We start from the raw sequence: 17,882 nt of genomic DNA, 5'->3' as shown, positions 1-17,882 counted from the left end.
TCACATCCCTTACCTCTTTTGATCCACTGAAAAAGGCGGCACTTCCTCCTGGAAGCGCCGCCTTTTTGGCATTCTTTATCCCTGAATATTCGTCCGCTTATTTTTGATGAGGTACAGCTTCTGCCCATCTGCGGTGAGGCGGGCGTTGTCCAGGACCTCCGGACTCTCCAACAAAATCTCCCGAAGCTTGTTCATGGCAATGATGATGATCCCCCGGTCGGTGGCCTCAATGCCCTTTTCCTCCACATGCTTAAAGAACGCATTGAAATCCTTGGTGGCAAAGTAGTTGCGGCCCTCCAGGGTGATGGGACGGTAGCGCCCCCCTTGCAGCAGGGCGGGTTCCATCTGCTCCGCTTTGATCAGGTCCCCCTGGGAGGGGCGGACGGTGAGGGCGTACTTCCCCAGGCCCACAGGGTCCGCGAAGTGGTACTCCGCAGGCTCGCGGTGGATTTTCCCCTCCGGGTTGGTCTCTAAAAACATACGCCTTCCTCCTCTGCCAGCGCCCCAGGGGCGCGCCGGGTCTTGTTACAGTTCGTTGTCCAAACGCCGCTCGTCCACGGCCTTTTTCAGTTGGGCGGCAAAGGCCTCATAGTCCATGGCCCCCAAATCGCCCTTGGAACGGGAGCGCACGGCCACCTGGCCGCTCTCCGCCTCCTTGTCCCCCACCACCAGCATGTAGGGGACTTTTTCCAGCTGGGCTTCGCGAATCTTCTTGCCAATCTTCTCGTTGCGGTGGTCCACCTCTGCCCGGAACCCGGCGGCGTCCAGCTTGGCCGCCACGCTGTCGGCGTATTCCGCCGCCCGGTCGGTGATGGGCAGCACCTTCACCTGCACCGGGGACAGCCATGCCGGGAACGCCCCGGCGAAGTGCTCGGTAATCACGCCGATGAAGCGCTCGATGGAGCCCAGCAGGGCCCGGTGGATCATAATGGGGCGGTGCTTCTCCCCGTCCTCTCCCACGTATTCCAGCTCGAAGCGCTCGGGCATCTGCATGTCCAGCTGGATGGTGCCACACTGCCAGGTACGGCCCAGGGAGTCGGAGAGGTGGAAGTCCAGCTTGGGGCCATAGAAGGCCCCGTCCCCGGCGTTGATGATGAAGTCCTTGCCCATCTCGGTGATGGCGGTCTGCAAGGTCTCCTCCGCAAACTGCCACACCGCCTCGTCGCCCATGTGGTCCTCGGGCATGGTGCTCAGCTCGATCTGGTAGGTGAGGCCAAAGGTGGAATAGATCTCGTCAAAGAGCTTCACCACGTTCTTGATCTCGTCCTTCATCTGGTCGGGGGTCATGAAGATGTGGGCGTCGTCCTGGGTGAAGCAGCGCACCCGGAACAGGCCGTGGAGGGCGCCGCTCATCTCATGGCGGTGGACCAAGCCCAGCTCCGCCACCCGCAGGGGCAGTTCCCGGTAGGAGTGGGGCTCGTTCTTGTACACCAGCATCCCGCCAGGACAGTTCATGGGCTTCACGGCATAATCTTCCTCGTCGATCACCGTGGTGTACATGTTGTCCTTATAGTGGTCCCAGTGGCCCGACTGGTGCCACAGGTGCTGGTTGAGGATGATGGGGGTGGCGATCTCCACATAGCCGTAGCGCTTGTGGCAGCCCCGCCAGTAGTCCAGCAGGGTGTTTTTCAGCACCATACCCTTGGGGAGGAAGAAGGGGAAGCCGGGGCCCTCCTCGCTCATCATGAACAGGCCCAGCTCACGGCCCAGCTTCCGGTGGTCCCGGCGCTTGGCCTCCTCAATCTTTTCCAGGTATTCGTCCAGCTCGTCCTTCTTGGGGAAGGCAATGCCGTACACCCGCTGTAGGGTCTGGCGGTTGGAGTCCCCCCGCCAATAGGCGGCGTTGCAGGCGGTGAGCTTGATGGCGTTGCCCTTGATGCGCCCGGTGGAATCCAGGTGGGGACCGGCGCACAGGTCTGTGAAGTCCCCCTGCTTGTAGAAGCTGATGGTGGCGTCCTCCGGCAGGTCTTGGATGAGCTCCACCTTATAGGGCTCCTCCCGCTCCTCCATAAAGGCGATGGCCTCGCCGCGGGGCAGTTCGAAGCGCTCCAGCTTTAGCTTCTCCTTGCAGATTTTCCGCATCTCCGCTTCCAGCTCCTCTAGCTGGGTCTCGGAGAAGGGTTCGGGGGTGTCGAAATCGTAGTAGAAGCCGTTCTCAATGGCGGGGCCGATGGCCAATTTCACCTCCGGGTGCAGGCGCTTCATGGCCTGGGCCAGGACGTGGGAACAGGTATGCCAATAGGTCTGTTTATACTCGGGGTTTTCAAAGGTATACAGTGCAGCGTCAGACATGGTATCTCTCCTCCAAATAAAATTGATGGGGCTGCAAAGGCAGAAATCCCGCCCCTGCATCAGTCAGGGGCGGGATAGTACATATCTCGCGGTTCCACCCTGCTTGCGCCGCCTGTACAGACTGCGCCGCTTCGTTGCCGCTGTAACGGGCGGACCCGTCCCAGCCTAACAGCTATCGCTCTCGGTGGGCGGCTCAGGGATGGTGTCGCTTCCGGGGGGCGGCAGGGAGCTCACAGCCAAAGGCTCCCCTCTCTGGGCCCGCAGTGCGCCGGGCGAGTTCCCGTCTTGGCCAGTTTGGGTTTATGATGGTCTATTATAGGAGCTTTCCCCGGGCTTGTCAAGGGGTTTTCTGCCCTCTAGACAAGGCTGGAGGCCAGTGTGTCAGAGCCCACCGCACAACTCGCCCTACAATGGGCAGAATATATGGCTTTTCCGCCCCTTCTATGGTAAAATGGAAGCAACATCCCCCGCCCTGGCGGGGCAAATCAGAAGGATGGAAGGCGAACAGAGATGAACGATATGATGCGCAGAGTCCAGGAAGGGATCGACAGCCAGAGCTTTGCCAAGCTCCTGGGGCTCACCGTGGAAGAGGCCCAGGAGGGCCGTGTGGTGATCTCCTGCCAACGGCGGCCAGAGCTTTTGCAACAGACAGGCCTGCTCCACGGCGGCGTAATCAGCGCCCTGTGCGAGGCCTCCGGCGCCTACGCGGCCCTGACGGTGATCCCCGAGGGGCAGTCCATCATCGGCGTGGAGTGTAAGGTCAACCTCCTGCGGCCGGTGACGGCGGACAAGGCCATCGCCGTGGCCAAAGTCCTCAAGCGGGGCCGCCAGCTGATTGTGGTGGATGTAGAGGCCTTCAACCAGGGCAGCGACAAAATCGCCGCCAAGATGGTCTTTACCGGAACCCCGGTGGAGGGGTAAGCCGTACCACAACCCAAAACCCACAGAAAAAGAGGGGCTGTTGTAACAGTCCCTCTTTTGCATAGCTGGAAGGTTTATGTAATCTGGAAGCGTCCGATCAGGCTGTTCAGGCTCCGGGCCTGGCCAGAGAGCTCCATGGAGACCTCTGCACTCTCCTGGGCGGCGGAGGAATTGGCCTGAACCACTGTGGAAATCTCCTTGATGCCATTTTCCACAAAGGCAATCATCTCCGACTGCTGCACACTGGCGGCGGCAATCTCGTCCATCAGGGTCTTGATGGCCTGGATACACTCGTTGATGCGCTGCATGGTGGACACCGCCAGGTCTGTGGACTCCGTCCCCGTTTTCACGTCCTGGATGGAGCGTTTGATGAGCTCGTTGGTGTTCTGGGCAGCCTCTGTGGACTTGGCCGCCAGGCTGCGCACCTCTTCCGCCACCACAGAGAAGCCCTTCCCCGCCGAACCGGCGTGGGAGGCCTCCACCGAGGCATTGAGGGCCAGGATGCCCGTCTGGAAGGCGATATCCTCAATAGCCTTGGTGACTGCGACGATCTGGGCAGAGGAGCGGTCGATGTTCCGGGTGGCAGCGATGAGCTGTTCCATGTTGGTATCCGCCTCGGCGGCGTAGCCGGTAGCCTGGTCCACCAGCTTGCTGGCGCTGCCGCAGCGCACAGAGCTGTCCTGGATCTGGCTGGTGATGGCCGTCACGTTGGTGACCAGCCCGTCAATGGAGGCCGCCTGTTCGATGGTCCCCTGGGACAGGGCCTGGGCCCCGGTGGACACCCGGTCGGCACTGCTGTCCACCTGCCGGGCCACGTGGGTAATGTCCCGCAGCACCCGCACCAGGTTGGCGTGGATGGAGCGCAAGCTCTCATGGAGCAGCCGGAAGTCCCCGATATAATAGTCCTGGTTCCGGGTAACATCCACCGTAAGGTTGCCGTTGGCCATCTCTCCCAGAATCCGCCCCACGTCGTCAATGGTCTGCCGCAGGCAGCCGCAGACCCGGTGGGTGGTCTGGGCAATCATGCCGATCTCATCCTCACGGCCATAAAAGATTTCCAGCTCCCGGTCCGCTGAGAGGTTCAGGTCCCCTAGACGGCCGATGGCCCGTTCCACCACCATAAGCTCCCGGCTCTCCCGGCGCAGGATCAGCAGGGTGAGCAGGATAACCGCAACGCCTACCGCCGCGCACAGTACCCCCACCAGAATACGCACGTTGAGCACCGCTGCGTAGACCTCGGTGGCGTTGTCCCGAACCATAAAGACCCAGCCCCGGTCCTTCAAATACTTGTAGACCACCAGCTGCTTGGTGCGGTTCTCATCCCGGTAGGAATATGTACTGGCCTCGGTGCTGCCCTCGGTACGGATGCGCTGGATGATCTCCTGATACCCGGTATCTGTGGTCTCCGTATTCAGCAGGGCGTCGTCCTCATGGTATAGGTACACGCCGCTGTCCACGTTCAGGAACACGTATTCGCTGTTGGGCAGGCCCTTGATATTCAAATTCAGCAAAGCATCCATCAGGTGGCTGGCATAGACCCCGGCCCCCACATAGCCGATGCACCGCTGCCCATCAAAGATGGGGTAGTACATGGATAGGATCATGCTGCCGGTGCCTGGGGACTTCATAATCCCCAGGTTCGTCAGCTGCTGCTGGGCCAGGATGGTATCCTGGAAGGCAGCCAGGGAGTCCCCCGTCCGGGTGGTCATTCCAATGGCCCCCTGGGAGGTGTGGGTGAGGACATAGGTGCCCGGCGTGGCGATATACAAGCCCTCAAAGACCCCCTTGATGGAGGCGAATTCCTCCGTATACTTCTGGGCCCGGGCCAGCAGCCCAGGGTTCCCCGGGTCCAGGAGCAGATCATGGACCTCACTGCTCAGGGCGAACGCGGTCATGTATTCCTCCGCCGAGCGCACATACTCGTTGATGATGGCGGCCCGGGCCTCCACAGCATCAGTCATCTGGTTGGTGATATCGCTCTTGACCATGGACGCGGCATTGGTGGACACGATGATCCACAGCAGCAGCATCCCACCTAAGGTAATGGCCGATGTGATCACACCGATACGGGTGGCGAGTTTTTTGTTTGCGAGAAATTTCATAAACTCTCTCCTCCACATAATGATCCGCCCCAAAGACTCACTCCGCCCAGCGCTGCACGATGCCGTGGCGGCAGTCCATGGAGACCTTCATGCCGTCAAAGAGCTTCCGGGTCGCCCCCACGGCCCCCACGATCACCGGCTTCTCTAAGCTCATCCCCACCACGGCGGCATGGCTGCCCATGCCGTTCTCCTCGGTGATGACACCCTCCGCCTGGCGCAGATAGGGGAGGAACTCATTCCTGCTCTGGGGTACCACCAGGATCATTCCGGGACGAAATTTGTTCTTCACGTCCTCCAGGGTGCGGCAGACGCATAAAACCCCTTTGGCCGCCTTATCTCCCACCCCGGCCCCGGTGATGAGGCTGTTTCCCACCAGGTGGACCTTAATCATATTGGTAGTCCCGGCAATGCCGGCGGGAACCCCCGCCGTGACCACGGCGATGTCCCGGTCCTGGAGCAGCCCCGCCTCCTGGGCAATGCGCACGGAACCCTCGATCATCTCGTCGGTGGAGTTCACATAGTCCATAATCAGGGGGGTGACCCCCCAGGTCAGGGAGAGCTGCCGCTGGATCTTCTCATCCATCACGCAGGCAATGATGGGGGTCTCCGGGCGGAAGCGGCTGATAAGCCGGGGGGTGGCCCCGCTGGCGCTGACGGTGAGGATGGCGGTGGCATTGGTGTCTGTGGCGGTGGTGCAGGCGGCGTGGGCAGTGGCCCCGCCGATGCCCAGGCGCATATCCGGGATCATCTCCTTCAGCCGGCTATAGTAGTTGATATCGTTTTCCGTGCGCTCCGCGATGGCAGCCATGGTGGCCACGGCCTCCACAGGGTATTTCCCCGCCGCGGTCTCCGCAGAGAGCATCACCGCGGCGGTGCCGTCATACACGGCGTTGGCCACGTCGGTGATCTCCGCCCGGGTGGGGCGGGGGTTGGTGACCATGCTGTCCAACATCTGGGTGGCGGTAATCACGTGCTTGCCACAGCCCAGGGTATAGGCGATGGTCTCCTTTTGGATCACGGGAATCTCTGTGAAGTCGATCTCCACCCCCATGTCCCCCCGGGCGATCATCACCCCGTCGGCCACTGCCAAAATCTCGTCCAGGTTATCCACGCCCTCCTGGTTCTCCAGCTTGGCAATGATACGCATGTTGCACTGGTGCTCATCCAGCAGGCGGCGAATCTCCATCACGTCCTGGGCAGAGCGGCAGAAGGAGGCGGCGATGAAGTCAAAATCCTCCTGGATGCCAAAGAGGATGTCGTCCCGGTCCTGGGGGCTCATATAGGGCATGGACAGGTGGACGCCGGGGACATTGACCCCCTTATGGTCCTTGATGGGGCCGCCGTTCTCCACCACGCAGGTGATGTCCGTGTCGGTAACCTGGGTGACCCGCATGCTGATGAGGCCATCATCCAGCATGATCTGGGTGCCCTCCTTCACGTCCTGGGGCAGGCTGCGGTAGCTGATGCTGCAAATCTCATGGGTGCCCACCACCTCCCGGGCGGTGAGGGTGAAGGTCTGGCCAGTTTCCAGGGTCTCCTTCCCCTTCTCAAAGGATTTCAGGCGGATTTCAGGCCCCTTGGTATCCAGCAAGGCCGCCACAGGCTTGCCCAGCTTTTTTCGCATTGCCTTGAGGGATTCCAGGCGTTTTTTGTGGTCGGCGTGGGTGCCGTGGGAAAAGTTGAAGCGGGCCACGTCCATACCACTTCGGATCACCCCTTCCAGGATGGCGGGGTCGTCGGTGGCAGGCCCTAGGGTACAGATGATCTTTGTTTTTCTCATGAAAATACCTCCCTGTCTGATATATATTCTAATGGATAGGATGGGATAATCGAGAGTAAATCATTCTTTCATTCTACTCCCTTTCAGGGAGAGATGCAAGATATTATCGCCCCTGCCGGGGATTCAAACTTCTCCGCAATCCCTCCCCCACCAGCAGCAGGGCCAGCACCGTGGTGACGATGCACAGCCCGGGCGGGACCCAGGCCCAGGGCCGTCCGGTGAGGGTGGCCAGCTCAAGGGCACTGTTCATCAAATTCCCCCAGCTTGCCTGGGGAGTACGCAGGCCCACCCCCAGAAAGCTGAGGCTGGACTCCCACAAAATGGCCCGGCCTACCTTCATGGGCAGGCTTGCCCACACCGGGGCCACCACGTTGGGCAAAATGGTCCGCAGGAGGATGTCCCCATCTGTGGCCCCCAGGGCCCGGGCGGCCTCCACGTACTCCTTATTCTTGGCGGCCAAGGTGCTGCCATACACCAGCCGGGCCACCGAAGCCCAGCCCAGGCCACCAATGACGAAGATCAGGTTCCACACCGACGGCCCCAACAGGGACACCAGGCACAGCACCAAGATCAGGCTGGGAAAGGCCTGGACCACGTCGCAGGCCCGCATAATCCAGAACTGCCACCCCCGGCCCTTGTACCCCGCCAGCAGCCCCAGGGGGATGCCCAGTAAGGCGCTGAGCCCCGCCGAGGCGAAGCCCACCAGCAGGGACACCCGCCCCCCGTGGAGCAGCCGGGCCAGGAGGTCCCGCCCGGTGTCGTCGGTGCCCAGCCAGTGTTTCGGGCTGGGGGGGGCCCAAAAGCCGGCGGCCCGGTCTGTGAGGTTTGGGTCCTGGCCCAGGAGGGGGGGCAGCAGAAGCACCAGGGCCAGCATCCCCAGGAGGAACACCGCCCCGGCTAGGGCCGCCCGCTCCCCCAAAAAGCGGCGGAAGCTGCCGTTTCTCATGGCCTCCCACCTCCCCACTCCACGCTGGGGTCCACCAGGCGGTAAACCACGTCCATCAGCAGGCTCATCCCCAGCACCGCCAGGGCCACCACCACGGTGACGCCCATAATGACCGTATAATCCCTGCTGTTCACCGAGGTAAACAGCAGGCTCCCCATCCCCGGCCACCCAAAGACCCGCTCCACCACCATGGAACCGCCGATGAAGTGGGGGATGTGGTTCAACACGGTGGTAAGCACCGGGATCAGGGCATTGCGGAAGGCGTGTTTCCACACCACCGCCCCCTCCCCCAGGCCCTTGGCCCGGGCGGTGCGGATGTAGTCCTCCCCCAGCACCTCCCCCACCGCGCTCTGGGCCTGGCGGATCAGGTTGCCTATGCTCCCCAGGCATACCACCGCCCCTGGGAGCAACAGATGCCGCAGCAGGTCTGAAAGGGGGCCGCTTGTCCCCGCGCTGTACATCCCCGCGGCGGGAAGCCAGCCCAGTTTTACGGAAAAAAGGCAAATCCCCAGCAAGCTGAGGAAAAAGCCCGGGGCGCTGAAGCTGAACAGGGCCAGCCCCCCCGCCAGGCGGCTCCAACCGCTGTGGGGCTTCCAGGCGGCCAGCACCCCCAGGGGCACCCCCAGGAGCACCGCCCACAGGATACCCGTGCCAGTGAGGAGCAGCGAGGGGCCCATGCGCTGGGCGATCATCCTCCCCACACTCTGGCCGGTGCGGTAAGAAGTCCCCAGGTCCCCCCGGAGCAGGTCTTGCAGCCAGTGGAGATAGCGCAGGGGGATGGGCTGGTCGAAGCCAAGTTCAGCCTCCAGGGCAGCTCTTGCCGCGCTGGAGGCCTCTCCCTCTCCCGCCGCGTCCGCAATGGTGGCGGGGGCCATATTCATCATAAAAAACACCAGGAGCGTGATGCCGAAAAACACAGGCACCGCACTCAGGCAGCGTTTGGCAAATTGGTTCAAAGAAAAGTTCCTCCTGCACTTCCGGCCCCAAGGGGCACAGGCCGGGGAACCGGCCTTACGGAGGTAAGTCGATGGGTGGGCGGCCGGCCCATCAAAGGCAGCGGCCGCCCACTGGATGTTTCCTGTTAATTTTGGCCTGTCATGGTCCACGCCCACACGTTTTCGTTGCAGCTGGCGGAGGCGGGGTAGTCGATCCCCTCCACCGTCTTGGACTGGACCCGGAGGGAGTTGCTAAACCACAGGGGCACAAAGGGCATCTCCTCCCCCAGGTAGGCTTCCAGCTCTGCCACCAGGGTTTGCCGGGCATCCTCCTGGGTCTCAGCCTGGATGGCGGAGACCAACTGGGTATAGCGGCTCAGGTCCTGGACGTGGAAGATGTTGTTATCCACATGGAAGCGGCTGCCCGTAAACCACAGGGGCAGGCTGTTGGGGGTGTGGCTGGCGATGGCCATGTCATAGAGGCCGTCGCTCATCCCGGCGAAGAGGGTGGAGGAATCCACCGTCTGAATCTCCACCTGGAAGCCCACTGCCTCTAGGTCCTGCTGGATCAGGGCGGCGATGCTGGCCCGGGGGCTGGTGCAGGCCAGGGTGAGCTGCTTGCCGCTGTAGCCGCCCTCCCGCACCAATTCCTCTGCCCTGGCGGGGTCATAGCTGCCGAAGGGCTGGGGGCTGTAGGGGGTATCGGGGAGGATACTGCTGTTGGTGGCGGTGCCCAGGCTGCCAGTGGACTGCTGGCACAGCAGCTCCTTGTCCAGCGCGGCGTTGACAGCCTGCCGCAGCGCCGATGCACCCAGGGAGCTGTTGTTGAGCATCAGCTCGTAGAAGGTAGAGGGGACGCTGTCCTCCACCACGGTGAAGCCCGCCGCCTCCGCCGTGGGACGGTTCTCCTCAGAGACATTGGCCCCGAAGGCATAGTAGTCCAGGTCCCCGGAGATCAAGGCGGTGAGCAGATTGGCCTTGTCCATGACGGTGATGGTCATGGTATCGAAGCCAGGGGCCCCCAGCTGGTAGTCCTTGTTGGCCTCCAACACCAGGCTGCTCCCCGCCACCTCAGAGACAAACTTACAGGGGCCAGAGCCCACGGGCTTCAGCCAAAATTCGTCCTTCACCAGCTCCTCTATGGGGATATCCTGAAGCAGGTGGGTGGGCAGGACGTAGAGGTCCCGGTTATACTCCACCAAAAATTCCTCCGGCACCACGGTGGTCTTGAAGCTGAGCTTGAGGCTGTGGTCGTCCAGGGCTTCCACGCCCAAAGTCTCCCCACTGGCCTGGGCCCCCTGTTCGTTGGTGCCGGTGAGGCAGGCGAAGCTGCCCTGTCCCAACACGCCGCTGGCGGGGTCGGTCATCCACTGGATGGTCTCCACCCAATGCTGGGCGGTGACAGGGGTGCCGTCGTGGAACGCGGCCTTCTCGTCCAATGCAAAGACGATGGCCCTCCCCTCGTCGGCACTCTCCCAGCTCTTGGCAGCCCTCGGCAGGCAAGTCCCGTCAGCCTGGATGTAGGCCAGGCGGTCATAAATCTTGTCGTAGATGATCCGGGAGTAATTGCTGCCTGACAAGCTGTAGTAAGGCATCAGGGAATCCCAGGGGTTGGAGAGGCCATAGCTGAGGTCCCCTCCGGCGGTGGCTTCGTTCTGTGTCCCATCTCCGGCGCAGCAGGCCAGGCCCAGGGTCAGGGCCAAGGTCAAAAAGAGGGCCCCCGCTCGCTTCCAAATATTCTTCATTGTGTCTCCTTTGCCACGTGGCAGTCCGGTAAAAATTGCTGTGTGTTTGCCTTAGTCTTCCGCTGTCAACTCCTCATACTCGTCATAGTCATCTGCCGCATCCATTTGAGAGTTGATCATCATCTGCTCAAAGTGTGCGTCCAGCTGCTTGGTGAACTCCTGGGCGGCGTTATAGCCCATGCGCTTGTGGCGGTTGTTCATGGCCGCCACCTCAATGATAATGGCCAAATTCCGGCCAGGCTTCACGGGGATGGTGATGGAGGGAATCTTCATATCCAGGATGGTGGTAAACTCCTCGTTGGTGCCCATGCGGTCGTAGAAGGTATTGTCGTTCCAGGGCTCCAAATTCACCACCAGGTCTAAGTTCTTCTCCTCCCGGACAGAGGACATGCCGAAGAGCTGCTGCACATCCACAATGCCGATGCCCCGCAGCTCAATGTAATGGCGGATCAGCTCCGGGGCGGAGCCCACCAGGCGGGTGCCGATGTGGCGGATTTCCACAGCGTCGTCGGCCACCAGACGGTGGCCCCGCTTGAGCAGCTCCACAGCGGTCTCGCTCTTACCCACGCCGGACTCACCCATAATGAACACGCCCTCGCCGGATACGTCCACCAGCACACCGTGGCGGGTGATCCGGGGGGTGAGCTTGGCCTTGAGCACGTCGGTGAGGTTGGGCAGAAGCAGCGACGTGGCCTCCTTGCTGCGCAGGATGGTCCGCTGGTGCTTTTCGGCCATCTCCATCAGCTCCGGGAAGGGCTCTAAGTTCCGGGTGAGGATGAGGGCAGGAATGGGATACGCGAAAAAGGCGTCGAAGCACTTGCGCCGCTCCTCTTCGCTCTGGTTGCTCAGGTAGGTCCATTCCACCTTGCCGATGAGTTGGAGTCGGGTGGGGTCGAAGTATTCAAAAAAGCCCAAGATCTGCAACGCAGGGCGGTTGATCTCGTTTTTCCGGATCTGGCAGCGTTCAAAATTCTTGCCTTTGTTGAGCACTTCCAGCTCAAAGCGTTCGATAATCTTATCTAACCCAAGGGTCTGGGATGATGCCATGGTGATTCCTCCTCTGATGCCGCGGGACGCGGCGGATCGAATGGGGTGTCTGCCTAATCTGGTACATTATACCACAGGCTGTCCACCCTGGCAAGAAAAAGCGCGCTTCCGGCAGCGCGGCAAATGCCCCCCTTTCGTGGTTGACAAAGTACGGGGAGGAGGCGGTATAATAGACGCAGAAGGGCGCTGTTACAACGGTCAGCCCATTTCAGTCAATGTATCAAACAGTTGACGTTTGGATGCCAGCCGAGCGGTCAACACGCTTTTGCAGTCGTAAGTATAAGTCCGATTGCTAGGCACACCAAAACTCGGCGTGCTGCCCCGCCAGGGTTTGTCAATTCCTAGCACCTTGGCACAAAAAAAACAGACGCCTCCGATGATTCGGAAGCGTCTCTTTTTTCAAGCCTCGCAGGGTTCGCGCCCATGGGGCGCACGCAGTCAGGCCGCAGCCTTTGGCAAAAAGGCAACGCCGCTTGCCGCCTTACACTGCGCGGGTGACTTTGCCCGAACGGAGGCAATGGGTGCACACATAGACGTGCTTGGGCGTACCATTGACAATCGCCTTGACCCGCTTGACGTTGGGCTTCCAAGGACGATTGGAGCGGCGGTGGGAGTGGGACACCTGAATGCCGAACACGACGCCCTTGTCGCAAAATTCACACTTAGCCATTCGCTTGACCTCCTCGCTGATTTATTCTTGGGGCACAGCCGCTGAAAGCAGGGGAGGCCCACCCGTGGTTAAAAAGTATCGGTTAGTATAATACCAGAACCGGGGGAAAAATGCAAGTCCTATTTTGCGGATTTCTGAGAAAAGCTGGGGAGATTTCCCGCTGTCACGACCAAGTCTCCTCGCTCTCATGGCGCTTTTCCCGGCGCATGAGCTCTTGGAGGACAGTTTGGGGCTTTTTCCCGTGGTAGAGCACCTCATAGGCCGCCTGGGTGATGGGCATCTCCACCCCCACCCGGGCCGCCAGCTCCCGGGCGGAGGCCACGGCATAGTAGCCCTCCACCACCGCGCCGATGCGCCCGATGGCCTCCTGGACCTCCACCCCCTGGCCGATGAGGATGCCCGCCCGGTAATTGCGGGAGTTCATGGAGGTACAGGTGACAATCAGGTCCCCCATCCCCGCCAGACCCGCCAGGGTATCCCGCCGGGCCCCCAGGGCCACTGCTAGGCGGGCGGTCTCCGCCAGGCCCCGGGTCATGAGCATGGCGCGGGTATTGTCCCCCAGGCCCATGCCGGTGCAGCAGCCGGCGCACAGGGCCATGACGTTTTTCAGGGCCGCCCCCAGCTCCACCCCCACGGTGTCGTAGGCGCTGTAGACCCGAAAGCGGTCGTTGATGAACAGATCTTGGACCTTCTCCGCCGCCGCCCGGTCCTCACAGGCGGAGACCACGGCGGTGGGGACCCTGCGGGCCACCTCCTCCGCGTGGGAGGGGCCGGAGAGGGCCACCACTGGGCAGATTTCCCCGGTGACTTCCCGGATCACCTGGGTCATCCGCAGGGACGTCCCCTTCTCAATGCCCTTGGACACGGAGATGAGCACCATGTCCCGGCGCAGGTGGGGCTTGATCTCCGCCGCTGTGGCACGCAGGGCAAAGGAGGGGGTGGCCAGCACCACCGCGTCACAGCCCGCCACGCAGGCCAGGTCAAAGCTCAGCCCCAGCGTCTTGGGCAGGGGGACCCCAGGCAGGAGGGGGTTCTCCCCAGCCTCTGCCAGGTGCTTGGACTCCTCCTCCAAATAGGACCAGAGGGTCACCTGGTTCCCGTTTTCCACCAGCAGCAGGGCCAGGGCTGTCCCCCAGCCGCCGCTGCCCAACACAGCGATCTTCATGACTTCGCCTTCTTTCTCAGGGATAGCTTAGGCTCCTCCCCCCGGAGCAGACGGGCCAGGTTCGCCCGGTGCTTCCAGTCAATGAGCCCCGCCGCCAGCAGAGCCGGGATGGCGATGGAGGGGGTGGGGTACAGGAGGGCGGAGCTCACGCCAAAAGACGTGGCCGCCAAAATGGAGCCCAGAGACACCCAGCGGGTGAGCAGCACCCCCAGGAAGAAGAGCCCCCAGGCGATCAGCGCCACCCGCCAGTCCACCAGCAGGGCCAGGGTGCCCCCGGCCAGGATGCCCTTACCCCCCCGGAAATGCAGGGTACAGGGGAACACATGGCCCAGCACACAGAATACCCCCGCCCAATATTTGATAAACAGGGGCGGCTTCTCTCCCATGGGCATGACCACGGTGAAAATACCCCAGGCAATCAGCACAGACAGCACCATTTTCAGCATATCCGTGGCAATCACCATCAGGGTCAGCTTATTGCCCCCATAGGTCCGCTGGAAGTTGGTGAGGCCGCCGTTGCCGCTGCCGTGCTGGCGCACGTCGTCGTGAAGGAACAGCTTGGAAATCATCACCGCCCCGTTGCAGTTGCCCAGGAAGTAGGCAATCACCGCCGTGAGGGCCAGGGCAAACAGGGCGGTTTCCCGGCTCATGGCGTCGAAAAGCACGGAAATTCCTTCCATGGCTCAACCCTCCTTCTCGCCCTTTTGGCGGATGGTCAAGCGCAGGGGCGTGCCCTCCAAGCCAAAGGTGCTGCGGATTTGATTCTCCAAGTAACGCTGGTAGGAGAAGTGAAAGAGCTTGGCGTCGTTGCAGAAGAACACAAAGTGGGGGGGCTTGATCCCCGTCTGGGTCATGTAGTATATCTTCAGCCGCCGGCCCTTGTCTGTGGGGGGCTGAACCCGGGCGGTGGCATCCGCCAGGAGGCTGTTGAGCATCCCGGTGGTGATGCGCATGGACGCCTGTTCGTTGACATATTGAATGAGCTGGAACAGCCTTGGCACCCGCTGCCCTGTAAGGGCGGAGATGAAGAGGATGGGGGCGTAGGTCATATAGGCCAGGTCCCGGCGGATATCCTCCCGCATCCGGTCCATGGTCTTGTCGTCCTTCTCTATGGCGTCCCACTTGTTCACCACGATGATACAGGCCTTCCCGGAGTCATGGGCCATACCGGCCACCTTGGTGTCCTGCTCGGTGACCCCCTCGTTGGCGTCGATGAGCACCAGGCACACGTCGCAGCGCTCAATGGCCATGGCCGCCCGGAGGACGGAAAACTTTTCGATCTGGTCGTTGACCTTGGCCTTTTTCCGCATCCCGGCGGTGTCGATGAAGCGGAATTTCCCCACCTCGTTCTCAAAATAGCTGTCCACCGCGTCCCGGGTGGTTCCGGCCACTGGGGAGACAATTACCCGCTCCTCCCCCAAAATCCGGTTGATGAGGGAGGATTTGCCCACGTTGGGCTTGCCAATCACCGCCACCTTGATGACGTCTGGGTCCTCGTCCTCCTCGTCCTCCTCGGGAAAGTATGCAAAGCAGGCGTCCAGCAGGTCCCCGGTGCCGTGGCCGTGGACAGCTGAGACGGCCACGGGGTCCCCCAGCCCCAGGTTGTAAAACTCATAGATGTCCGGGTTGGTCATGCCCACCTGGTCCATCTTATTCACCGCCAGCACAATGGGACGGCGGGATTTCAGGAGCATATTGGCCACCTCATGGTCCGAGGCGGTGAGCCCGGTCTTGACATCGCAGAGGAACACAATCACCGTGGCGTTCTGAATGGCAATCTCCGCCTGCTTGCGCATGAAGGACAGGATTTCCGTGGTGGTCCCCGGCTCAATACCGCCGGTATCCACCAGGTCGAAGGTCCGGCCCCGCCACTCGCAGGGGGCGTAGAGCCGGTCCCTGGTCACGCCGGGGGTGTCCTCCACAATGGAGAGCCGCCGTCCCACCAGCTTATTAAATAGCATGGATTTGCCCACATTGGGGCGGCCAACAATGGCCACGAGAGGTCTTGCCATAGTCTCACCTCCAAAATAAAACGTGAAAAATTTATAGCTTAAAAATCGCGTCGAAGAGTGCAAACCCGTCCTGGGGCACGCTGCGCACCGGGACCCCCAAAGCCTGGGAGACCTGTTCCAGGCTCACGTCGTCCAAAAACACCGTCTCCCCGTGGCGCAGCATGTTCTGGGCGATGAGCAGCTCCTCCCCCAGGGGCTTGCCTCGGAGCTGGGCAATCAGGTCCCCCCCGGTGATGAGGCCTGCCACGGTGATGGTCTCCCCGAAAAAGTGGTTGACGATGGGATAGAGCTGATACTGCAAATCAGTATGACAGCTTGCCCCGCCCCTGTCAATCATTTCCCGTAGAAAGGGGGCGGCCGCCACCCCGGTGGCCATGGAAAAGGGCCGGGGGTGGAGCTCCTCTGGGGCGGTGAGGCAGGCCCCCTTCCACTCCGTCTCCAAAAGGCGGAGCATCCCCACGCCGTTTTCCAGCTGGGTGTAGTCCTCAAAATATGCATCCTCTGGCAGGGGCAGCCCGGCCTGAAGGTAAAACTCATCGGAACACCAGAAAATGCGGCTGCCGTGGGCGTCCAGGCAGTGCTGGGCGAAGGACTCCACCTGCGCCACCAGTTGGGCGGCCTCCGCCTGGGTATAGGGCCGCAGGGGGTGCAGGCCCGCCCGGTGGCGGGTGAGGCCCACAGGGACCACGGACACGCTCTTCACCTGGGGGTACAGCGCCGCCAAGTCCTCCATGCTCTTTTGGAGCACCGGGCCGTCGTTGATGCCGGGGCAGGCCACGATCTGGCAGTTCATCACGATCCCCGCCTGGGCAAAATCCCCCATGATCTCCATGCACTCCCCCGCCCGCTGGTTGCCCAGCATCAGGCGGCGGACCGCCGGGTCCGTGGCGTGGACGGAGATGTTGATGGGGGAGATATGCAGCTCACAAATCCGCTGCCGCTCCCGGCGGCTGAGGTTGGTCATGGTGATATAGTTCCCCATGAGGAAGGAGAGCCGGGCGTCGTCGTCCTTGAAGTACAAGGTCTCCCGCATCCCCGGCGGCATCTGGTCCACAAAACAGAAGATGCACCGGTTGGCGCAGCCCCGGGGGCGGTCCATCAGGTAGGTCTCAAACTCTAGGCCCAAATCCTCCCCCACGTCCTTGTGCAGGCGGAGGGTTCGGGCCTTGTCCCCGGCCTGAAGCTCTAGCTTCAGCTTGGGGTCGTAGCCGTAAAACTTATAGTCCAGCACATCCCGGATGGGATGGCCGTTGATGGACAATAGGGTCTCCCCCACCTGCACCCCTGCCCGCTGGGCGGGACTGCCGGGGCTCACCCTTTGAATCACTGTTTTCGCCATGCCGCCGCCCCCTTTTCCGCCAAAAAAAGAAAGAGGGGGGACCCCCTCCTCTTTTTTCCTATTTGGACAATTAGTTCTCCTGCACCTGACCAAACACCTTACCGTCGTAAGTCATGCAGGCCGTGCACAGCCGGTGGGGCAGACGATATGCGCCGCACTTGGGGCAGGTGGTAACTGCGGGAGCCGCCAGCTTCCAGTTGGCACGCCGCTTGTCCCGTCTCTGCTTGGAGACTTTGCTCTTAGGAACCGCCATTTCGAGACACCTCCTTGGTGACGCCCTTGCGGGCATAGTGTTGGGTACTACTCAGCGTTATCATCATGAGCAAGCAGCTTCTGGAGCGCGGCCCACCTGGGATCGGGCTGCTTCTTGCACCGGCAGGGCTCCTGATTGAGATTCACGCCGCAGCCGGGGCAAAGCCCCTTGCAGTCATCTGAGCATAAATGTTTCGTATCCATGTCGAGGACAAAAGCGGTGTAGGCCAGCTCGCCTACGTCCACCTGGCCGTCCTCCAACAGGACAAGCTCGTCCTCCTCTTCCCCCTCCAAGGTCTCGGCCAAGAGGTAGGACAAGGGGACGGTCTTTTCCCGGCTGAACTGGCCCATGCAGCGGTCGCAGGTATAGTCCAGCAGGGAGGTCGCCTGACCCTCCAGAACCAGCAATCCGGCGGTGTTCTTCACCTGCCCCGCCACCTGGACGGGCCGGGAGATGGGCTGCTCCCCAAAAAAATCCTCCTTGGACAGGTCCAGGGAGAAGGAGAAGGGGACACTGGCGCCTGGTTCATGAATGATCGCTCGAAGGTTCAGTCGCATAACATACTCCTCACATGGTACGGGGGTCATTGTAGCAAAAAAAGTCCCGCTTGTCAAACACTTTCTTCCTATTTTATAAGAGTTGTGCTAAAATATCCCCAAAGCCCCCGGCGCAGTG

The 17,882-nt window shown here is 61.5% G+C and carries 16 protein-coding genes; 1 reads left to right on the top strand and 15 read right to left on the bottom strand.

Going from position 1 to position 17,882, the window contains the following annotated elements; all coding sequences use genetic code 11:
* Positions 1–75 precede the first annotated feature (75 nt).
* Positions 76–480, bottom strand: a complete 405-nt coding sequence (locus tag ACTOZL_RS01390; RefSeq protein WP_482476273.1) for a hypothetical protein — start codon at positions 478–480, stop codon at positions 76–78.
* A gap of 45 nt (positions 481–525) precedes the next feature.
* Positions 526–2,292: a threonine--tRNA ligase gene (thrS, locus tag ACTOZL_RS01385; RefSeq protein ID WP_482476272.1), complete on the bottom strand. Its 1,767-nt coding sequence runs from the start codon at positions 2,290–2,292 to the stop codon at positions 526–528.
* Between the two features lie 519 nt (positions 2,293–2,811).
* On the opposite strand from thrS, the gene ACTOZL_RS01380 reads away from it, so the two are divergent.
* Positions 2,812–3,213, top strand: coding sequence for a PaaI family thioesterase (locus ACTOZL_RS01380; protein WP_482476270.1), 402 nt, complete (start codon positions 2,812–2,814; stop codon positions 3,211–3,213).
* 74 nt (positions 3,214–3,287) lie between these two features.
* Here ACTOZL_RS01380 and ACTOZL_RS01375 read toward each other — a convergent pair whose 3' ends face one another.
* The 13 genes from ACTOZL_RS01375 to ACTOZL_RS01315 all read right to left on the bottom strand — a co-directional run bounded on the left by ACTOZL_RS01375 (position 3,288) and on the right by ACTOZL_RS01315 (position 17,764).
* On the bottom strand, positions 3,288–5,315 hold the full coding sequence (locus ACTOZL_RS01375; protein WP_482476269.1) for a methyl-accepting chemotaxis protein: 2,028 nt from the start codon (positions 5,313–5,315) through the stop codon (positions 3,288–3,290).
* 37 nt (positions 5,316–5,352) lie between these two features.
* Positions 5,353–7,095, bottom strand: coding sequence for a pyruvate kinase (gene pyk / locus ACTOZL_RS01370; RefSeq protein ID WP_482476267.1), 1,743 nt, complete (start codon positions 7,093–7,095; stop codon positions 5,353–5,355).
* A 103-nt stretch (positions 7,096–7,198) separates the two neighbouring features.
* Positions 7,199–8,041, bottom strand: a complete 843-nt coding sequence (locus ACTOZL_RS01365; protein WP_482476266.1) for an ABC transporter permease — start codon at positions 8,039–8,041, stop codon at positions 7,199–7,201.
* Positions 8,038–8,997 carry an ABC transporter permease gene (locus ACTOZL_RS01360; RefSeq protein ID WP_482476265.1) on the bottom strand — a complete coding sequence of 320 codons (960 nt, stop codon included), beginning with the start codon at positions 8,995–8,997 and terminating at the stop codon, positions 8,038–8,040. Before ACTOZL_RS01360 ends, ACTOZL_RS01365 begins: the two co-directional genes overlap by 4 nt.
* A 125-nt stretch (positions 8,998–9,122) precedes the next feature.
* Complete coding sequence (locus ACTOZL_RS01355) at positions 9,123–10,721, bottom strand: ABC transporter substrate-binding protein (protein WP_482476264.1); 1,599 nt, start codon at positions 10,719–10,721, stop codon at positions 9,123–9,125.
* A 51-nt stretch (positions 10,722–10,772) separates the two neighbouring features.
* Positions 10,773–11,768, bottom strand: a complete 996-nt coding sequence (gene hprK / locus ACTOZL_RS01350; RefSeq protein WP_482476262.1) for an HPr(Ser) kinase/phosphatase — start codon at positions 11,766–11,768, stop codon at positions 10,773–10,775.
* A 481-nt stretch (positions 11,769–12,249) separates the two neighbouring features.
* Positions 12,250–12,438, bottom strand: coding sequence for a 50S ribosomal protein L28 (rpmB, locus tag ACTOZL_RS01345; RefSeq protein WP_320611822.1), 189 nt, complete (start codon positions 12,436–12,438; stop codon positions 12,250–12,252).
* Positions 12,439–12,601: 163 nt separating this feature from the next.
* Complete coding sequence (locus ACTOZL_RS01340; protein ID WP_482476260.1) at positions 12,602–13,603, bottom strand: NAD(P)H-dependent glycerol-3-phosphate dehydrogenase; 1,002 nt, start codon at positions 13,601–13,603, stop codon at positions 12,602–12,604.
* Entirely contained in the window at positions 13,600–14,283 is a 684-nt protein-coding gene (locus tag ACTOZL_RS01335) for a glycerol-3-phosphate acyltransferase (RefSeq protein WP_482476259.1), read from the bottom strand. Before ACTOZL_RS01335 ends, ACTOZL_RS01340 begins: the two co-directional genes overlap by 4 nt.
* Before the next feature lie 3 nt (positions 14,284–14,286).
* Complete coding sequence (der, locus tag ACTOZL_RS01330) at positions 14,287–15,615, bottom strand: ribosome biogenesis GTPase Der (RefSeq protein WP_482476257.1); 1,329 nt, start codon at positions 15,613–15,615, stop codon at positions 14,287–14,289.
* Positions 15,616–15,646: 31 nt separating this feature from the next.
* Entirely contained in the window at positions 15,647–16,954 is a 1,308-nt protein-coding gene (locus ACTOZL_RS01325) for a DUF512 domain-containing protein (protein ID WP_482476256.1), read from the bottom strand.
* A gap of 70 nt (positions 16,955–17,024) precedes the next feature.
* The gene (gene rpmF / locus ACTOZL_RS01320; RefSeq protein ID WP_482476255.1) at positions 17,025–17,207 is read right to left on the bottom strand and encodes a 50S ribosomal protein L32; all 183 of its coding nucleotides are present in this window, start codon (positions 17,205–17,207) and stop codon (positions 17,025–17,027) included.
* A gap of 47 nt (positions 17,208–17,254) precedes the next feature.
* Positions 17,255–17,764 carry a YceD family protein gene (locus tag ACTOZL_RS01315; RefSeq protein WP_482476254.1) on the bottom strand — a complete coding sequence of 170 codons (510 nt, stop codon included), beginning with the start codon at positions 17,762–17,764 and terminating at the stop codon, positions 17,255–17,257.
* Between the last annotated feature and the right edge of the window lie 118 nt (positions 17,765–17,882).

The organism is Evtepia sp., assembly GCF_056797215.1.
Note: the sequence above shows the minus strand (reverse complement) of the source record. Positions and strands in the feature narration are given on the sequence as shown.

Bases quoted from the DNA above. Each gene is read 5' to 3' on its own strand.
- hprK (WP_482476262.1), bottom strand. From the start codon at position 11,768: ATGGCATCATCCCAGACCCTTGGGTTAGATAAGATTATCGAACGCTTT.
- ACTOZL_RS01380 (WP_482476270.1), top strand. From the start codon at position 2,812: ATGATGCGCAGAGTCCAGGAAGGGATCGACAGCCAGAGCTTTGCCAAG.
- ACTOZL_RS01325 (WP_482476256.1), bottom strand. From the start codon at position 16,954: ATGGCGAAAACAGTGATTCAAAGGGTGAGCCCCGGCAGTCCCGCCCAG.
- ACTOZL_RS01375 (WP_482476269.1), bottom strand. From the start codon at position 5,315: ATGAAATTTCTCGCAAACAAAAAACTCGCCACCCGTATCGGTGTGATC.
- ACTOZL_RS01315 (WP_482476254.1), bottom strand. From the start codon at position 17,764: ATGCGACTGAACCTTCGAGCGATCATTCATGAACCAGGCGCCAGTGTC.
- thrS (WP_482476272.1), bottom strand. From the start codon at position 2,292: ATGTCTGACGCTGCACTGTATACCTTTGAAAACCCCGAGTATAAACAG.
- ACTOZL_RS01340 (WP_482476260.1), bottom strand. From the start codon at position 13,603: ATGAAGATCGCTGTGTTGGGCAGCGGCGGCTGGGGGACAGCCCTGGCC.
- rpmF (WP_482476255.1), bottom strand. From the start codon at position 17,207: ATGGCGGTTCCTAAGAGCAAAGTCTCCAAGCAGAGACGGGACAAGCGG.
- pyk (WP_482476267.1), bottom strand. From the start codon at position 7,095: ATGAGAAAAACAAAGATCATCTGTACCCTAGGGCCTGCCACCGACGAC.
- ACTOZL_RS01355 (WP_482476264.1), bottom strand. From the start codon at position 10,721: ATGAAGAATATTTGGAAGCGAGCGGGGGCCCTCTTTTTGACCTTGGCC.
- der (WP_482476257.1), bottom strand. From the start codon at position 15,615: ATGGCAAGACCTCTCGTGGCCATTGTTGGCCGCCCCAATGTGGGCAAA.
- ACTOZL_RS01390 (WP_482476273.1), bottom strand. From the start codon at position 480: ATGTTTTTAGAGACCAACCCGGAGGGGAAAATCCACCGCGAGCCTGCG.
- ACTOZL_RS01365 (WP_482476266.1), bottom strand. From the start codon at position 8,041: ATGAGAAACGGCAGCTTCCGCCGCTTTTTGGGGGAGCGGGCGGCCCTA.
- ACTOZL_RS01335 (WP_482476259.1), bottom strand. From the start codon at position 14,283: ATGGAAGGAATTTCCGTGCTTTTCGACGCCATGAGCCGGGAAACCGCC.
- rpmB (WP_320611822.1), bottom strand. From the start codon at position 12,438: ATGGCTAAGTGTGAATTTTGCGACAAGGGCGTCGTGTTCGGCATTCAG.